The sequence below is a fragment of the Kribbella sp. NBC_01505 genome (assembly GCF_045040285.1).
In the GTDB taxonomy this organism is placed as follows: Bacteria; Actinomycetota; Actinomycetes; order Propionibacteriales; family Kribbellaceae; genus Kribbella.
The window spans coordinates 3,750,390-3,766,774 of record NZ_CP109425.1; the positions used below are offsets into that span (position 1 = coordinate 3,750,390).

Consider the following 16,385-nt stretch of genomic DNA (forward strand, 5'->3'; position numbering starts at 1 on the left):
GGCTGACATGTGGAGCGCTGATCCGAGCCGGTCGGTCGACGGGCGTGGGGGTCTGCCCTGGGTGGAGCCCCGCAAGACACGGATCGGGCTGGTGGCTGGTGGGCTGGGTGCCTACTGGCCGCAGTTCCCTGAGCTGCTGCCGCAGTTGCAGGCCTCTGCTCGGCGGGTGGCGGAGCGCTTCGCTGCGTTGGACTGCGAGGTTGTGGACGTCGGGTTCATCTCTGACGCGCAGGAGGGTGCTGCGGCCGCGGAGAAGCTGCGGCTGGCGGACTGCGACCTGATCGTCGGCTTTCTGACGACCTACATGACTGCGTCGATGCTGGTGCCAGTGGCGCAGCGGAGTGGTTCCCCGGTGCTGCTGCTGAACCTGCAGCCGACGGAGTCGATGGACCACGCGTCGTTCGACACAGGTGCGTGGCTGGCGTACTGCGGTGCCTGTCCGCTGCCGGAGATGGCGAATGCGTTCGAGCGGTGTGGAGTGCCGTTCCGCTCGGTCTCCGGCTACCTGGAGGACGAGCGCGCCTGGGCCCGGATCGACCGGTGGATCCGGGCGGCCGGCGTACGGGCTGCGTTCCGGCATGGGCGGCACGGCCTGCTCGGGCATCTGTACCCGGGGATGATGGATGTCGTCACCGACCCGACGCTGGTGTCCGCGCAGCTCGGTGGGCACGTGGAGATCCTGGAGATCGACGACCTGCGCGTGCGGGTCGAGAAGGTCACTCCTGCGGAGACCCTGGAACGGATGGAGCTGGCGCGGGAGATCTTCACGCTGGACGACTCCGTGGTCGAGGACGACTTCCGGTGGGGCGCCACGGTGTCGGTCGCGCTGGACCGGCTGGTTGAGGACTTCGACCTGACCACGCTGGCCTACTACCACCGCGGACTGGACGGGGAGACGCACGAGCGCGTTGCGGCCGGGATGATCCTCGGTGCGTCGCTGCTGACTGCGCGGGGTGTTCCTGCGGCCGGTGAGTACGAGCTGCGCACCTCACTGGCGATGCTGGTGATGGACAAGCTCGGTGCGGGCGGTTCGTTCACCGAGCTGCAGGCGCTGAACTTCCACGACCACGTGGTGGAGATGGGGCACGACGGACCGGCGCACTTGGCGATCAGCGCGGCCAAGCCGTTGCTGCGTGGACTGGGCGTCTACCACGGCAAGCGCGGCTGGGGTGTCTCCGTCGAGTTCGACGTGAAGGCAGGGCCGGTGACGCTGTGCGGACTGGGCCAGCGGCGCGACGGTACGTTCCATCTGATCGCTTCCGAGGGCAGGGTCGTCCCGGGACCGCTGCTGCAGATCGGCAACACGACGTCCCGGGTGGACTTCGGCTGTGACCCGGGTGAGTGGACCGATGCGTGGTCCGCGTCCGGAGTGGCGCACCACTGGGCACTCGGTACCGGACACCGGGTCAAGGACCTCGAAGCGGTGGCCGGACTGCTCCAACTCGACCTGACTGTCGTCTCGCCATGAAGCGCGTCGCGGCGGTCGACCTAGGTGCCTCCAGCGGCCGCGTCATGCTCGGCGAGGTCGGACCCGACCTGCTGAACCTGACCGAGATCAACCGCTTCTGGAACGGCCCGGTCGACCTCCGCGGCACCCTGCACTGGGACATCCTGCACCTCTACCGCTCTCTCCTCGACGGTCTCCACACCGCAGGTCCGGTGGACTCGATCGGCATCGACTCCTGGGCGGTGGACTACGGCCTGCTGGACGCTGACGGTCACCTGCTCGGCAACCCGGTCCACTACCGCGACTCGCGCACAGATGGCGCGATGGAGCGCGTACTACAGGCGGTGTCGGCCGAGGAGCTGTACGGCATCACCGGACTGCAGCAGCTCCCGATCAACACCCTCTATCAACTGAGTGCGGAGTCGCGGTTGGCTTCCGCCGAGACACTGCTGCTCATCCCCGACCTCCTCGCGTACTGGCTCACCGGAGTGATCGGCGTCGAGCGGACGAACGCCTCGACCACACAGTTGTACGACGTTCGCGCGCGCGACTGGAGTGCGGAGCTGGCGGAGCGGATCGGCGTACCCCCGAAGGTCCTGCCTCGGCTGTGGGAGCCGGGGGAGGTGATTGGGGAGTACGGCGGGACTCCGGTGCTGGCGGTTGGTTCGCATGACACGGCTTCGGCTGTGGTGAGTGTGCCGGCGGAGGGTGAGCGCTTCGCCTACATCTCGTCCGGGACCTGGTCCTTGGTCGGACTGGAGCTGAACGAACCCGTGCTCACGGAGGAAGCACGGATCGCCAACTTCACCAACGAAGGAGGAGTGGATGGGCGGATCCGCTTCCTCCGCAATGTCATGGGGCTCTGGATCCTCCAGGAGTGCCAACGTGTCTGGCAGGACGACGACCTGCCCCGATTGCTCGCCGAAGCGGCCGCCGCGCCACCCTTCGCTCTACTCATCGACCCGGATTCACCAGAGTTCCTAGCTCCAGGTGACATGCCTGCTCGGATCGGGGATGCCTCCAAGGGTGTGATCGTGCGGTGCGTGCTGGAGAGTCTGGCGCTCGCCTACCGGCGGACGCTGCGGTCGGCGCAAGAGCTCGCGGACCGGCCTGTCGACGTACTGCATGTCATCGGAGGCGGCTCCCAGAACGAACTGCTGTGTCAGCTCACCGCAGACGCCTGCGGCCTGCCAGTACTGGCAGGACCGGTCGAAGCGTCGGCCCTGGGCAATGTCCTCGTCCAAGCTCGCGCACTGGGCGAGCCCCTCCCGGACCTGGCCGCCATGCGCGCCCTGGTCCGGTCCACCCATCGCCTGCGGAGCTACACCCCGCAGGGCAAACCGGCCGACTGGGACGCCGCCGAGTCCCGGGTGTTCGGAACCAGGTGATCAGCATGACCGCCCTCCCCCAGGAAATGCGCCCGCAGCGGATACCGCCGCGGGAGATCAGCCATGACGATCTGCAGTTGCTCCGCCTCCTCGCCACCGGCTTGCCGATGGACGCGGTGGCGCGCAGGTTGCAGTTGTCCGAACGGACTGTCCGCCGCCGGACGCGCTTGATCTGCGACCGGCTCGGCTTCAGTACCGCGATCGAAGCCATCGTCTGGGCCGCCCGCCGCGGCCTCGTCTAACCCTCAACAGATTCCTTCCCCGCCCCACCGCCCCGAGCTCAGTTCCGCCCCACTGACTGAGGAGTCTCGCAATGCCCCGATACCTTCGAGGGGTCTGCCTTGCCTTGGCAGCCCTCCTGGCGATGCCTGTGTCCACGGCGTCAGCCACACCAGCACCTCAGGTGCACAACCTCAAAACCAACGCTCTGGCCGAACCACTCGGCATCGCCGCCGGCAAGCCCCGGCTGAGCTGGCAGCTCGACGGCGACCGCCGCGGTACGGCGCAGACGCGCTATCAGGTCCGAGTGGCGACCACTCCATCCCGGTTGACGCATCCGGACGCGTGGGACAGCGGTGTGGTCCGCTCCGACCGTTCAGTCGACGTCGAGTACGCCGGTGCCGCGTTGAAGCCGTACTCGCAGTACTTCTGGTCCGTCCGGGTCTGGGACAACAACGGCCGCGCCACGCGCTGGTCGGACCCCGCAACCTTCGAGACTGCGCAGCTGCAGCCGTCGGACTGGAGTGGTCAGTGGATCGGTGCTGACAGCCAGCCAGGTGCGGAGTGGACCGACTACACGGTCGATGCCGACGTCACCGTCACCAAGGAGGCGCTCGGCGTCTTCTTCCGGGGCCGGGCCGGCATCGGCTACATGTGGCAGCTCAACACCGTCGGTGGCAACAAGCTGCGGCCGCACGTCCGCCAGCAGGGCGGTGGCTACGTCGTACTCGGTGAGATCCCACTGAACGTCGATCTGAGCCAGCAGCACCACCTACGGATCACAGTGGCCGGTCAGACGATCACTACCTGGATCGACGGCACACAGGTCGACCAGCGCGAGCGCACCGACCACAACTCGGCCGGGATCGTGGGCTTCCGCACCAACGGAGTCGAGAGCGGCGTTGTGCACAACCTGGTGGTGACCAACGCCACCGGTAAGAAGCTGGTCGACACTGCATTCGCGGCCGGCGATCAGACCTTCCCGGACGGGACTGTGCTGCCGACTGGTGGACTGCAGGTCAAGGGCAACACCGACCTCTGGCTACCAGGTCCGCCGCTGCCAGTGTTCAAGCGCACCGTCACAATCCCTAAGGGCAAGAAGGTCGTCCGGGCTCGCGTTTACGCGGCCGCGCAGGGTGTCTACGAGCTGAGCCTGAACGGTCACAAGGTCGGCGACCAGGAGCTGGCTCCCGGCTGGACGGACTACCGCCAGCGGATCCAGTCCCAGACGTACGACGTCACTCGGCAACTGCGGTCGGGTCAGAACGTGCTGGGTGCGGAGCTCTCCAGCGGCTGGTACGCCGGGAACCTCGCGATGTTCGGTCCGCAGAAGTACGGCAGTGAAACGGCTCTGACCGCTCAACTGCGCGTCACGTACTCAGACGGCAGCACCGACGTGATCGGTACCGACCAGAACTGGCAGACCGCCCCAGGCGCCGTACGGGTTGCTGATCTGCTCAACGGCGAGAGCTACGACGCACGCCGTACGGCATCTGAGTGGACACCGGCGTTGCTGCGGCCGAGTGCGACCGCACAGCTGGTCCCGCAGACCGATCAGCCGGTCCGCGTGACGCAACACCTGGCAGCCAAGGCCATTGCCTCGCCGACACCGGGCAAGTACCTCTACGACCTCGGACAGAACATGGTCGGCGTCGGACGCTTCAAGCTGACCGGACAGCCCGGCCAGACCGTGACGATCCGGTACGGCGAGGTACTGAACCCGGACGGCACGCTCTACACCGACAACCTGCGCGGTGCGAGGGCGACCGACCACTACACCTTCGCCACCAACCAGTCCGAGACCTACCAGCCCCGCTTCACGTTCCACGGCTTCCGGTACGTCGAGGTCAGCGGACTGCCGACCGCACCGCCGGCCAGTGCGATCACTGGAGTGGTGATGGGTACCGATGGTGCTCAGACGACCAGCTTCCACACCAACTCCGCACTGGTGAATCAGCTGCACAGCAACATCGTCTGGGGGCAGCGCGGCAACTTCCTGTCCATTCCGACCGACACTCCGGCACGTGACGAGCGGATGGGCTGGACCGGCGACATCAACGTGTTCGCCCGGACTGCGGTCTACAACTTGGACTCACAGGCCTTCCTGGCCAAGTGGCTACGGGACTTGCGCGACAGTCAGGCCACTGACGGCTCCTACCCGAGTGTGGCGCCGACTGTGCCGAATGCGTTCGATGGTGGCCTCGGGAACGCCGGCTGGGCAGATGCCGGTGTCAACGTGCCCTGGACGCTCTGGCAGGCCTATGGCGACACCGACGTGATCCGTGACCACTACGCGTCCATGACTCGGTACGTCGACTACCTGGCCTCGCACTCACCCGGTCTGATCCGTGGTGGCGGCGACTACGGTGACTGGCTGAACCTGGACGACCCGACACCCGGTGACTTGATCGGTACGGCGTTCATGGCGAAGGGTGCCCGGCAACTCAGCCAGATGGCTGCGGCGATCGGCAACACCACGGACGAAACGAAGTACCGGAAGCTGTACGACGACGTACGGGCCGCGTGGATCGCACGGTTCGTGGCGGCGGACGGGAAGGTCGGGGCGGACAGCCAGACCGGGTACATCCTCGGCTTCACCAACGACCTGATCCCGGACGTCACCAAGTCCGGCGAGCACTTCGTGAACACGATCCTGCGGCGGGACACGCACTTGTCCACCGGGTTCCTGGGAGTGGACGGGCTGCTGCCGGTGCTCAGCAAGGTGGGGCGGTCGGATCTGGCGTACAAGCTGCTGCAGAACACGTCGTACCCGTCATGGGGTTATGAGATCGGCAAGGGCGCGACGACGGTGTGGGAGCGCTGGAACTCGATCAACCCGGACGGCACCTTCAACGACGTCGGGATGAACTCCTTCAACCACTATGCGTACGGCGCGGTCGGTGAGTGGATGTACCGGACGCTGGCCGGTGTCTCGGCGGCCGAGCCGGGCTACCGCAAGGTGCTGATCGCACCGACGCCGGGTGCGGGGATCACCACCTCCGACTTCGCGCTCGAGACGCCGTACGGCGAAGTGGTCAGCAACTGGAAGTCCACCTCGCGCGGCTTCCAGCTGGACGTGACAGTGCCGGCCAACTCGACAGCAATCGTTCGTTTGCCTGCTGGTGATCCGTCGTTGGTGACAGAGAGTGGACGGCGGGTCTCGAACGCGACCGACGAGGGCGCGACGGTGGCCATGAATGTTGCCTCAGGCACCTATCGGTTCGTGGTCCGCGCCGGTTAGGAGGCGAGGGCGGCGGGTACCGGAGCGGGAACCCCGATAGAGGAGGAACCCCATGGACGGAATGACCGTCCTCTGGATCGTCGTCGCCCTCGCAGTCCTGGTGATCCTGGTCGCGCTGATCGCCGGCGCGTCCAAGACGTCGTCGAAGCGTCGTGCCGAACATCAGCGGCAGCAGGCCGAGGCGCAGCGGCAGGAGGCGTACGAGAAGGAGCAGGAGTCGCGGATCGCCGCGGCGCACGCCGAGCGGCAGCATGCCGCGGCCGATGAGGTCGACGCCCGCGCCAAGCGCGCCCAGGCGGAGTCCGAGGAGAAGGCCGCTGAGGCCCGTCGGCTGAGCGCTGGTGCCACCGAGCGCCGCGAGGCCGCCAAGACCGCCGATCGTGAGGCCGACAAGCACCACAGCGAGGCCGCGGCCAAGATGCCTGACCACGGGGCCGAAGAGGGCAACATGCCGCACGCGGGCGACGTACCGAACGCGGCCCGTCCCCAGCCGACGGAAACGGATGCGCGGCCGGCTGCGGAGAGCCACTGGGCGGACGGGAACCATCCGCACGACCCGCGGCGTCCCAACCACACGAAACAGTGAGGACGGTCTGGTCCCGCCGCAGGGTGAGGTCTGCGGCGGGATCAGATCAAGTACCTGAATTCGGGGGAGTTCGGGTTGATCCGCTCGATGTCGAGCGGGGCGGCATCCATCCGGGCCAGTAGACCTTCCAGGTCACTGGCCCGGCCGATCTCGATCCCGACCAGCGCGACACCGGTCTCCCGGTTGTTGCGCTTCACGTACTCGAACAGGGCGATGTCGTCGTCCGGCCCGAGCACGCCGTCCAGGAACTGGCGCAGCGCGCCCGGCTCCTGCGGGAACGTCACCAGGAAGTAGTGCTTGAGGCCTTCGTAGACCAGCGATCGCTCGAGGATCTCGCTGTACCGGCTGACATCGTTGTTCCCGCCGGAGAGCAGACAAACGACCGTCTCACCCGGCCGGACGGTGAGACCGTTGCCCAGGGCACTTGTCGACAAAGCGCCCGCGGGCTCGGCGATCAGCCCGTCGACCTGGTACAGCTCGAGCATCTCGCTGCACACCAGCCCTTCCGGGACCGACAACATCTCGACCCCGGCGCTCGCCACCAACGGCAGCGTGACGTCGCCGACCCGCCGTACTGCGGCGCCGTCGACGAAGCTGTCCAGCTGCGGCAACGTAACCGGTTCACCAGCGGCCAAGGCAGCCGCCATGCTCGCGGCACCGGCCGGCTCCACACCAACGATCCGTACGCCGGGATGCCGGGCCGTCAGCCAACTCGCGACCCCGGCGATGAGCCCACCACCGCCGACCGGAACCACCAGTACGTCGGGGGCGTGGCCCAGCTGCTGGACGATCTCGACGGCAACCGTGCCTTGGCCGGCCACGGTCCGCGGGTCGTTGAAGGCGGGGACCATCGTCGCGCCGGTTGCTTCCGCATCAGCGAGCGCCGCGGCGGCCGCGTCGTCGTACGTGTCGCCGGTCACGATCACCTGGATCTGCTTGCCACCAAGCGCCGCGATCCGGTCCCGCTTCTGGCGCGGTGTCGTCCGCGGAACGAAGACTTTTCCTTGAACGCCGAGCGTGTGGCACGAATATGCCAAGCCCTGCCCGTGGTTGCCGGCACTGGCACACACGACACCCGCCGACTTGGCCACGTCGTCGAGCTGAGCGATCAGGTTGAAGGCCCCACGCAGCTTGTAGGAACGGCCGATCTGCAGGTCCTCGCGCTTCAGCAGAATGTGCGCCCCGGTGCGCTCGGACAGGCGCAGATTGCGCTCCAGCGGCGTCCTGATCGCGATCCCGTCGAGCCTCGAGACGGCGGCCTCGACGGCGGCCGCACCGGCCGTTTCTGAGACGATCGCTGAACCGGTTCTGCTGGTCGATCGAGCGACTGAACTTCTGCCCTGCATGACGTTCCTTCCCGTGCATCTGCACGATCTTCGCCGTTTCGCTCGCTGCACAAGACGATCTGCGTCCATTCTGCGGACAGACGGCTACCGTTGCGCAACAGAGCCTGATTCCATGCGTGAAACGGCCCTTCACGGGGCAGTGTAGTTTTCATACGCTCACTCGGTGTAACGGCCAGGGCTCTGGACGGGATGAGCCGAGTAAACCGGTCAGCGGGGACTGGAGGGCACATGGAACTGATTCCGTTCAGTCTGTGGGGCGATGCACTGTGGTGTGGTCAGGAGGTCGTGCGGGAGGCTCCGCACGAGCAGGCGATTCGAGGCCTGTTCCCTGATCCCATCCCGGCACGCGGCGCAGATCTGGACACCGAGGCGGAACTGGTCCCGGAACCGCACAACAGATTCGACCCCCGATCGATCGCAGTCCGCGTTCAGGGGAAGGTTGTCGGCTACTTGCCGAGGGACGACGCACATCGCTACCACCCGGTGCTCTCGGAGCTGGTGGCTCAAGGACTGCAACCGCAGGTGCCGTGTCACCTGTGGGTGAGTGAATGGGAGCCGGCCGACTGGGCCGGCAAAGATGCTGACGGGACCGAGTTCCACGCCAGCGTCGCGGTGGCCCTGGGCCAGCCGCACATGCTCGTCCCGGTGAATCTGCCCCCGCCGGGGAGCTTCCACCTGTTACCGCCCGGCAGCGGCATCGTCGTACCGGGCAGTGAGGTGCATCCAGAGGTCCTGGCACCGTTCTTCCGGGCGGAGGGCGAGTGCTGGGCGTACGCCACCATGCATGCGATCGAGGAGGAGGACAGCATCCAGGACCGGCCGCGGAACGTGGTCGAGATCCGTCTCGACGACGAACCGGTCGGACGGCTCAGCCCACGGCTGAGTGCGGAGTTCCTGCCTGCCGTCCACTACCTGGCCGACATGCGCGCCGAGACCGCCGCACGCGTAGCAGTCCGCGGGGACCGCAGCGCATCGGAGGTGACCCTTTACGCGGCACGGAGTCATGACCTGCCGGCCACCTGGCCGGACGGCCTGACCCGTTCCCCAGTCGCGTCCCCACAATGGCACTACTGGGCGACGAAAGAAGCCAACTAGGCGGCTGCGCTGTACTCGCCCCGCCCCTCTGGGTGGGTACAGCGGAGCTACTTTCCAGCATGACTGTTGAGTGTGCACCTCCCTGCGTTGGTCCAACCGCTACGTTCTCCGTGTGAAGCTTCGTCTGCTGCTCGCTGTGCCGTTGATCGTTGCGGCTGTTCTGGTGGTGGGGCCGGCGACTCCAGGCGGCGGTGGAGTGCGGCTGATGCCGCTGGGGGACTCCATCACCTATGGCAATCCCGAGACTGGTGTCAGCTACCGCACCTCGCTGTGGCAGCACCTCCAGGGCGGACCGCAGGTGGACCTTGTGGGCTCGGTGCGGTGGGGGAATCTGCCGGACCGGGACAACGAGGGCCATCCCGGGATGCGGATCGACGAACTGCGTTCCTGGATCGACTACTGGCTCACGCTGAACCGGCCGCGGTACGTGCTGCTCCACATCGGCACGAACGACGTCGTACAGGCACGGGACCTTGCTGAGGCTCCTGCGCGGTTGCAGGAGCTGGTCGAGCACATCACCCGGCGGGTTCCCGGTGTGACGATTCTGGTCGCCTCGATCGTGCCGTCGCCCGACCAGGGGCTGAATGAGCGCATCGACACCTACAACGCGGCCATTCCCGGTGTGGTGAGTGCTGTGCGCGCTACTGGAGCGGATGTTCGGTTCGTTGATCTGAACGCGCGGATGGCGCTGTCCGACATCTCATCGGACAAGCTGCACCCCACTGACGCGGGCTTCTTGAAGATGGGCGACATCTGGTACGACGCGTTGGCCCCGGTGCTGCTAGGGACGCCGTAGCGCGTCGTACTGCTCGGCAGCCCAGTCGTCGAAAGTCTCCTGTACCAGTGGGAGCCCGTACGCCTGCACCTGCCGGAGGCTCTGCCTGATCGCCTCGGCGTTGCCGGCGAGGTACTGCTCGATCGTCTGCAGGAGGTCTTCGGTCGGCCAGCTCGGGAGCGGGTGGTGCTCCAGCGTCCAGGTCAGGTACTTGCTGTACGGCCGGACCTGTCCGTCGAGTGCGAACACCACATCCAGGAACGGCGAGATCGCCTCGGCAGCATCCAGGCGTGCTGCGAGCAGGTTCCCGTCGCGCGTTGACTTGAGTGTGCGGTAGGTCAGGTTGATCCACGCATCCAGCCGAAGCTCCAGAAGCGCCTGCACCTCCTCAGCACTCAGCCGAGTCTGCCGCTCGATCGCCCGCTCGATGCGCCCATCGGTGTGGTCCAGCAGCGTCGGCGCCCACGCGTACGACCACCGATACCCCCACTGGTCGTCCCCGAACACCGCCAGCGTCTCCAGGTGCTTGAGCGTCACCGGCAACAGCTCCAACTCGGTATCCCGCCGCAATGGCCGCTCAACCAGCTCCGGCGTCACCACCACGATCACATCAAGATCCGACCGCTCAGTCTCCACTCCCCGCCCCGCCGACCCCGACAAAACCATCCCAAGGAACCCCACGCCGTACTCCCGCTGGAGCGTCTTGGCCGCATCCTCGATCAACGCACAACGCCCCGCCGACAACGTCTCGGGAAACTTCACTCTGACTCCGCTCGGGCAATCTCGATCAGCTCCAGTAGCCAGCCCCTGAGCCCTGGATCCTCGGTCTCCGCCTCGTAGGCGGCGATCAGCTCCTGCAGGTGTTCAGCAGCGTGCGGAAGGAGTAGGTGGTACCCGTCTTCCTGGAGTTGCGGGTCGTGCTTGCGCATCAGCCGCATCGCTCGGTCGAACCTTGACGCCATTCGGTGAGACTACTGAGGGTCGTACCCTGGGCGCATGGGAGTTTCTGCGGGGCCGGCGTGCCCTGTGTGTGGTGAGGCGGGGGTGCCGATCCTCTACGGGCTGCCGACGCAGGCTGCGATGCGTGCGGCGGCTGCGGGGCGGGTGCGGCTGGCTGGGTGTGTGATGACGGCCGACCACGACCAGTGGGCCTGCCCGGCCGGGCACGAATGGCGCACCGGCGACGACCAGCAACTGGTCGCCGCCATCAACGCGGCGATTGCGGCTAGCGAAGCAGAGTGATCTCCTGCTCGAGGCGTTCGAGCTTGTGTGGGTTGCGGACGACATACATACCCGTGATGAGGCCCTGGTGGGTGTGGAACGCCATGACCTGCTCGATCTCGCCGTTGTGGCGCAGGAGCAGGCCGGGGGCGCCGTTGAGCTGGATGAGCTCCGTGCTGAGGACGCCGACGTACTGGGGAATGCCGGCGCTCAGAATGCGCCCGACCCGGTCGGCGCCGACGATCGGCTTCAGGACTGCCTGCCGCACACCACCACCGTCGCCGATGAGCACCACGTCCGGCGCGAGCATGTCCAGGAAGCCCTGAATGTCACCCGTCTCCACAGCTCGGCGGAACGCGTCCAGCGCCCCTCTCGCCTCGGTTGACGAGACCACTCCGCGCGGCCGACGGGCTGCAACATGCGACCGGGCCCGGTGCGCGATCTGCCGAACCGCCTCCGGCGACTTGTCGACAGCTTGCGCGATCTCGTCGTACTCGAGAGCGAAGACATCGCGGAGCACGAAGACCGCGCGCTCCGTCGGTTTGAGCGTCTCCAGCACGAGCAGCATCGCCATCGAGACGCTGTCGGCCAGCTCAACGTCCTCCGCCACGTCCGGTGTGGTCAACAGCGGTTCGGGCAGCCACTGACCGATGTACGTCTCGCGTTGCCGGCCGACCGTGCGCAGTCGGTTGAGCGCCTGCCGGCTGGTGATGCGGATCAGGTACGCACGCGGCTCGCGGACGGTCTCGAAATCGACGCCGACCCAGCGCAACCACGTCTCCTGCAGCACGTCTTCGGCGTCCGCTGCCGAACCGAGCAGCTCGTACGCGATCGTGAACAACAGGTTGCGATGGGCAACGAACGCCTCGGTCGCGGGGTCCATGGCCGCCTCCTCCACTGGTCGGGTCGCCCAACAGACACCGGTCACCACGATCTCGTGACAGTGGGCCTCGTCACAGCGCAAGGCTGTCACGGATCCGGCCCGGCGCGCATCTTGTGGGCACAACCGACCACGAGAGAGGACGCACGACGATGCGTATCAACCTGATGGGGACCCAGCTCGGCGGCAAGTTCGGCAAGCGGTTCGCCGGGCTCGCGATGGTGATCGAGCAGTCGACCCTGCCCGGCACGATCAAGGAGCTGGTGAACATCCGCGCCAGCCAGATCAACGGCTGCGGCTTCTGCCTCGACATGCACACCAAGGACGCCACCGCCGCCGGCGAGGACATCCAGCGCCTGCACCTGGTCGCCGCCTGGCGCGAGGCCACCATCTATACCCCCGCCGAGCGCGCCGCCCTCGCCTTCACGGAGGAAGGCACCCGCCTCGCCGACCTACACAAGGGCGTCTCCGACGCGACATGGGCCGAGGTCAGTGAGCACTTCGACGACGAGCAGATCTCGGCGCTGATCATCCTGGTGGCGCTCATCAACGCCGCCAACCGGATGAACGTCATCGCCCAGACCCCGGCCGGTTCCTACCAGCCCGGCATGTTCGAAGCCCTCCTCAACAACTGAGAAAGTCTTTGAGCAGTTCGACATCCATCTCGTGGCCGAGGCCCGCGGTGACCTGCAACGTCACCTCATCGCGGGCACCGGCCGCGGCATCCAGGGGTTTCCAGGGGCAGATCGCCAAACCGCCGTTTCCGACGCGGATCGCGCCCTCCGACCCCTCGAGCGCCAGCCCCGGCAGCACCCCCGCAACGTCCGAAGGAACCGCGCACGTGGTCTCCGGATCGTCGGACGTTAGCTGCCCACCCCGGCAACGTCCGAAAGAACCGCGCACGTGGTCTCCGGATCGTCGGACGTTAGCTGCCCACCCCGGCAACGTCCGAAAGAACCGCGCACGTGGTCTCCGGATCGTCGGACGTTAGCTGCCCACCCCGGCAACGTCCGAAAGAACCGCGCACGTGGTCTCCGGATCGTCGGACGTTAGCTGCCCACCCCGGCAACGTCCGAAAGAACCGCGCACGTGGTCTCCGGATCATCGGACGTTAGCTGCCCACCCCTGCAACGTCCGAAAGAACCGCGCACGTGGTCTCCGGATCGTCGGACGTTAGCTGCCCACTCCCGCAACGTCCGAAAGAACCGCGCACGTGGTCTCCGGATCGTCGGACGTTAGCTGCCCACTCCCGCAACGTCCGAAAGAACCGCGCACGTGGTCTCCGGATCGTCGGACGTTAGCTGCCCACTCCCGCAACGTCCGAAAGAACCGCGCACGTGGTCTCCGGATCATCGGACGTTAGCTGCCCACCCCTGCAACGTCCGAAAGAACCGCGCACGTGGTCTCCGGATCGTCGGACGTTAGCTGCCCACCCCCGCAACGTCCGAAAGAACCGCGCACGTGGTCTCCGGATCGTCGGACGTTAGCTGCGGCGCCTGCCCCTGTGCTTCGGAGGATTTGTCGGTAACGACATGTAGTGGGTGGCTCGGCGACCGGGTGCCAGGCGTCGGACTGGGGCCTAGATAGGTGGGGTGGGGAGTACTACGTGTTCTTGGCGACGGGGAGGTGGATTCCGGCGGTGGTGGTGAGGTGGAGGATCTCGTCGGTGACGGCGGCGAGGGGTTGGAGGGCGTTTACGGGGTGGGCGCCGGCGGCGAGCATCTCGGCTTCCAGGCGGGGACGCCAGTCGAGGGACCACTGCAGGGTGGATTCGGACTTGCCGAAGTCGTTGTTGCGACTGGGGTCAGTCAGTCGCTGGATCATCGTCGGTGCGTCGACCTGGAGGAGGATCAGCAGGTCGAAGCGGGCCAGGTGGTCGCCCATGTTCGCGGCCGTGCCGCAGACGACCAGTGGGTGCTCGCGTGACTCAGCCAGCAGTTGGTCGACTCGTTCGGGGACCCAGTGCCAGCGGTGTTGCTGGATCCACTCCATCGAGGGCGCCTCCGCGGGGAACGCCACCTGCGAACCGTCAGGATCCTCCCACCGGGCGAGGACGAAGTCCGCGTCAACCGATCGCATCCCCCGCCGCCGCAACTCCTCAGCCACCGACGACTTGCCAGACCCCGGACCCCCAACCACCAGCACCGATCCCATCACCCCAGCCTCGCCGCCACCCTCAATCCCAGCAACGCAATAAACCCCCTCCACCCCCGCTAAACGGTGCGTAGCAAGCGACCTGCGGGCATTTGCCGGGGGTGTGAACAGGAAGTGGGGGCCTTGGACAAGGCATAACTTGTTCAGGGCCCCAGCAGGTAGCGCTCACCCCCGGGATGTGTCCGCCCGCCACCCTGCACTACTTGGCGACCTTGGCGGCTTGTTCGACTTTGGCTCGGTGGGGGGTCCAGTCGGTGGTGGTGGGGATGGGGGAGGAGCCGAGGGCGCCGTCCAGTTCTTCGCGGAGGATGTCGGCGTGGCCCAGGTGGCGGTTGGTTTCGATGGTGAGGTGGACCAGGACGTTGAAGAGCTTCACGTCGGGCCGGGGCCACCAGGGGACCTGGCCTGGGGCGTCGATCGGCAGGGCGTTGATGGTGGCGTCGGCGTGCTCGCAGGCGCGGGCGTAGCCGTCGAGGATGTCGGCGCGGGATTCGTCCGGGCGGACCCACAGGTAGTCGCTGCTGTCGAAGCCTGGGTCGGAGAAGCTTGGGATGGGTTCCGGGTAGGGCCGGTCGAAGATCTGGCCGAAGTAGCGAGCCTCGGAGAGAGTCAGGTGCTTCACCAGACCGAGCAGGTTGGTTCCGGTCCGCGTGAGGGGGCGGCGGATGTCGTATTCGGACAGGCCCTCGAGCTTCCGGACCAGGTCGGCCCGGGCCCAGCCGAGTGCGTCGTGCAGATAGGTCTTCGCAAAGTCGTCAATCACGTATTTAAGCTTCCTCTTGAGATTTAGGCGGGGAACCAGCGCAAAGGTTCAAAAAGGAACTTCAACGATAAAGTTGAAGTCATGAATGCCGTCCTGGAGATGTTGTCGAACAAGCCGCGACTGCTCGCACTGGGCGAGCCGACCCACAACGAGAACCAGCTGCTCTACCTGCGCAACGAACTGTTCCAGCAGTTGGTGGCGGAGGGGTACCGGACCATCGCCTTGGAGTCCGACTGCTTGCGCGGGCTGGTGGTGGATGACTACGTGACGTCGGGGCTGGGCGATCTTGATGAGGTGATGGCGAGCGGGTTCAGCCATGAGTGGGGTGGGCTGGAGGGGAACCGCCAGCTGGTGCAGTGGATGCGGGCGTTCAACGAAGGGCGGTCGGACCAGGTGCGGTTCGCCGGGTTCGACGGGCCGCTGGAGATCAGCGGTCCGGAGAGTCCGCGCCACGTACTCACCACTCTGCACAACTACCTCGCGACCTGGCTCGACGCTGACCTGCTTCCTGGTACGTCGGACGCTCTCGACGACCTGCTTGGTTCGGACGAGCGCTGGACCAATCCGGCCGTCATGTACGAGCCGGACCAGTCCATCGGTCAGACGCCTGAGGCCGAGCGCCTGCAACTGCTCGCCGGACACCTCACCGCCCTCGTCGACACGCAAACGCCGTACCTGCTGAAGGCATCCTCCCGCGAGGAGTGGAACCGCGCCCGTCTGTATGCGCGCACCGCCACCGGCCTGCTGCGCTACCACTACTGGATGGCCGACACCTCGCCGAGCCGCATCGCGCGACTGCTCGCCCAGCGGGACTTGATGATGGCGGCCAACCTTCTCGACCTCACTGACCGCAGTCCGACGCTGGTGTTCGCCCAGAACGCCCACCTGCAGCGGGAGGAGAGCTCCATGAACATGGCCGGCGCCCTGCACCACTGGTGGAGTGCCGGTGCGCTGGTCAACGCGCAGCTGGGCGAGCAGTACGCCTTCCTAGCAACAGCTATCGGCACGATGCACCACCACGAAGTCGGCACTCCGCCTGAAGACACGATCGAAGGCGTCCTCTACGCGCAGGACCAGCAGCTGATCGATCCGCGCACGCTCACCGGCCCCCTGAAGCCCAGGGTCTCGCCCTGGTTCGGGTACGCCGCCCTCCACCCGGACCACCTGCCCAGCCTCGACGGGATCGTCTTCGTCAAGGACGTCAATCCTTCCTAAGTTCGATTCGAGCAGCGTCGAACCTGTCGCTCGCTGTCAACTTTTCGCACCTTCC

17 protein-coding genes are annotated in these 16,385 nt (G+C 66.6%); 10 read left to right on the forward strand and 7 right to left on the reverse strand.

The annotated features are described in order from the left end of the window. Positions 1-7: 7 nt before the first annotated feature. The 5 genes from OG474_RS17735 to OG474_RS17755 all read left to right on the forward strand — a co-directional run bounded on the left by OG474_RS17735 (position 8) and on the right by OG474_RS17755 (position 6,881). Positions 8-1,468, forward strand: a complete 1,461-nt coding sequence (locus tag OG474_RS17735) for an arabinose isomerase (protein WP_405063415.1) — start codon at positions 8-10, stop codon at positions 1,466-1,468. After that, positions 1,465-2,835 (forward strand): rhamnulokinase family protein, encoded by a 1,371-nt coding sequence (locus OG474_RS17740; protein ID WP_405063416.1) that lies wholly within the window; start codon positions 1,465-1,467, stop codon positions 2,833-2,835. Before OG474_RS17735 ends, OG474_RS17740 begins: the two co-directional genes overlap by 4 nt. A 5-nt stretch (positions 2,836-2,840) precedes the next feature. Beyond that, positions 2,841-3,077: a helix-turn-helix domain-containing protein gene (locus OG474_RS17745; RefSeq protein WP_405063417.1), complete on the forward strand. Its 237-nt coding sequence runs from the start codon at positions 2,841-2,843 to the stop codon at positions 3,075-3,077. A gap of 161 nt (positions 3,078-3,238) precedes the next feature. Further along, a complete protein-coding gene (locus tag OG474_RS17750; protein WP_405063418.1) occupies positions 3,239-6,295 on the forward strand; it encodes a family 78 glycoside hydrolase catalytic domain in 3,057 nt (1,018 codons plus the stop codon). 52 nt (positions 6,296-6,347) lie between these two features. After that, complete coding sequence (locus tag OG474_RS17755; protein WP_405063419.1) at positions 6,348-6,881, forward strand: hypothetical protein; 534 nt, start codon at positions 6,348-6,350, stop codon at positions 6,879-6,881. Positions 6,882-6,922: 41 nt separating this feature from the next. On the opposite strand, the gene ilvA is transcribed toward OG474_RS17755, so the two are convergent. Further along, the gene (gene ilvA / locus OG474_RS17760; protein ID WP_405063420.1) at positions 6,923-8,227 is read right to left on the reverse strand and encodes a threonine ammonia-lyase IlvA; all 1,305 of its coding nucleotides are present in this window, start codon (positions 8,225-8,227) and stop codon (positions 6,923-6,925) included. Positions 8,228-8,455: 228 nt separating this feature from the next. Between ilvA and OG474_RS17765 the strand changes: the two genes are divergently transcribed. Together OG474_RS17765 and OG474_RS17770 are read left to right on the forward strand one after the other, a co-directional pair. Next, entirely contained in the window at positions 8,456-9,322 is an 867-nt protein-coding gene (locus OG474_RS17765) for an HIRAN domain-containing protein (protein WP_405063421.1), read from the forward strand. Between the two features lie 112 nt (positions 9,323-9,434). Further along, the gene (locus OG474_RS17770; RefSeq protein ID WP_405063422.1) at positions 9,435-10,118 is read left to right on the forward strand and encodes an SGNH/GDSL hydrolase family protein; all 684 of its coding nucleotides are present in this window, start codon (positions 9,435-9,437) and stop codon (positions 10,116-10,118) included. Here OG474_RS17770 and OG474_RS17775 read toward each other — a convergent pair. Beyond that, on the reverse strand, positions 10,104-10,859 hold the full coding sequence (locus OG474_RS17775; RefSeq protein ID WP_405063423.1) for a nucleotidyltransferase domain-containing protein: 756 nt from the start codon (positions 10,857-10,859) through the stop codon (positions 10,104-10,106). The genes OG474_RS17770 and OG474_RS17775 overlap by 15 nt on opposite strands. Beyond that, positions 10,856-11,059 carry a hypothetical protein gene (locus OG474_RS17780; protein ID WP_405063424.1) on the reverse strand — a complete coding sequence of 68 codons (204 nt, stop codon included), beginning with the start codon at positions 11,057-11,059 and terminating at the stop codon, positions 10,856-10,858. The genes OG474_RS17775 and OG474_RS17780 overlap by 4 nt, the downstream gene beginning before the upstream one ends. 34 nt (positions 11,060-11,093) lie before the next feature. Here OG474_RS17780 and OG474_RS17785 point away from each other — a divergent pair, with 34 nt between their 5' ends. Further along, complete coding sequence (locus OG474_RS17785; protein WP_405063425.1) at positions 11,094-11,339, forward strand: hypothetical protein; 246 nt, start codon at positions 11,094-11,096, stop codon at positions 11,337-11,339. Here the strand turns inward: OG474_RS17785 and OG474_RS17790 are convergent. Next, positions 11,323-12,201 (reverse strand): RNA polymerase sigma-70 factor, encoded by an 879-nt coding sequence (locus OG474_RS17790; protein WP_405063426.1) that lies wholly within the window; start codon positions 12,199-12,201, stop codon positions 11,323-11,325. The genes OG474_RS17785 and OG474_RS17790 overlap by 17 nt on opposite strands. Positions 12,202-12,350: 149 nt before the next feature. On the opposite strand from OG474_RS17790, the gene OG474_RS17795 reads away from it, so the two are divergent. Then, a complete protein-coding gene (locus OG474_RS17795; RefSeq protein ID WP_405063427.1) occupies positions 12,351-12,833 on the forward strand; it encodes a carboxymuconolactone decarboxylase family protein in 483 nt (160 codons plus the stop codon). Here OG474_RS17795 and OG474_RS17800 read toward each other — a convergent pair. The 3 genes from OG474_RS17800 to OG474_RS17810 all read right to left on the reverse strand — a co-directional run bounded on the left by OG474_RS17800 (position 12,823) and on the right by OG474_RS17810 (position 15,115). Then, on the reverse strand, positions 12,823-13,011 hold the full coding sequence (locus tag OG474_RS17800) for a hypothetical protein (protein ID WP_405063428.1): 189 nt from the start codon (positions 13,009-13,011) through the stop codon (positions 12,823-12,825). The two genes, OG474_RS17795 and OG474_RS17800, sit on opposite strands and share 11 nt — an antisense overlap. 789 nt (positions 13,012-13,800) lie before the next feature. Beyond that, a complete protein-coding gene (locus tag OG474_RS17805) occupies positions 13,801-14,352 on the reverse strand; it encodes an AAA family ATPase (protein ID WP_405063429.1) in 552 nt (183 codons plus the stop codon). A gap of 199 nt (positions 14,353-14,551) precedes the next feature. Further along, on the reverse strand, positions 14,552-15,115 hold the full coding sequence (locus OG474_RS17810; RefSeq protein ID WP_405063430.1) for a DinB family protein: 564 nt from the start codon (positions 15,113-15,115) through the stop codon (positions 14,552-14,554). 81 nt (positions 15,116-15,196) lie between these two features. Here OG474_RS17810 and OG474_RS17815 point away from each other — a divergent pair, with 81 nt between their 5' ends. Next, the gene (locus OG474_RS17815) at positions 15,197-16,330 is read left to right on the forward strand and encodes an erythromycin esterase family protein (protein WP_405063431.1); all 1,134 of its coding nucleotides are present in this window, start codon (positions 15,197-15,199) and stop codon (positions 16,328-16,330) included. Positions 16,331-16,385: the final 55 nt, after the last annotated feature.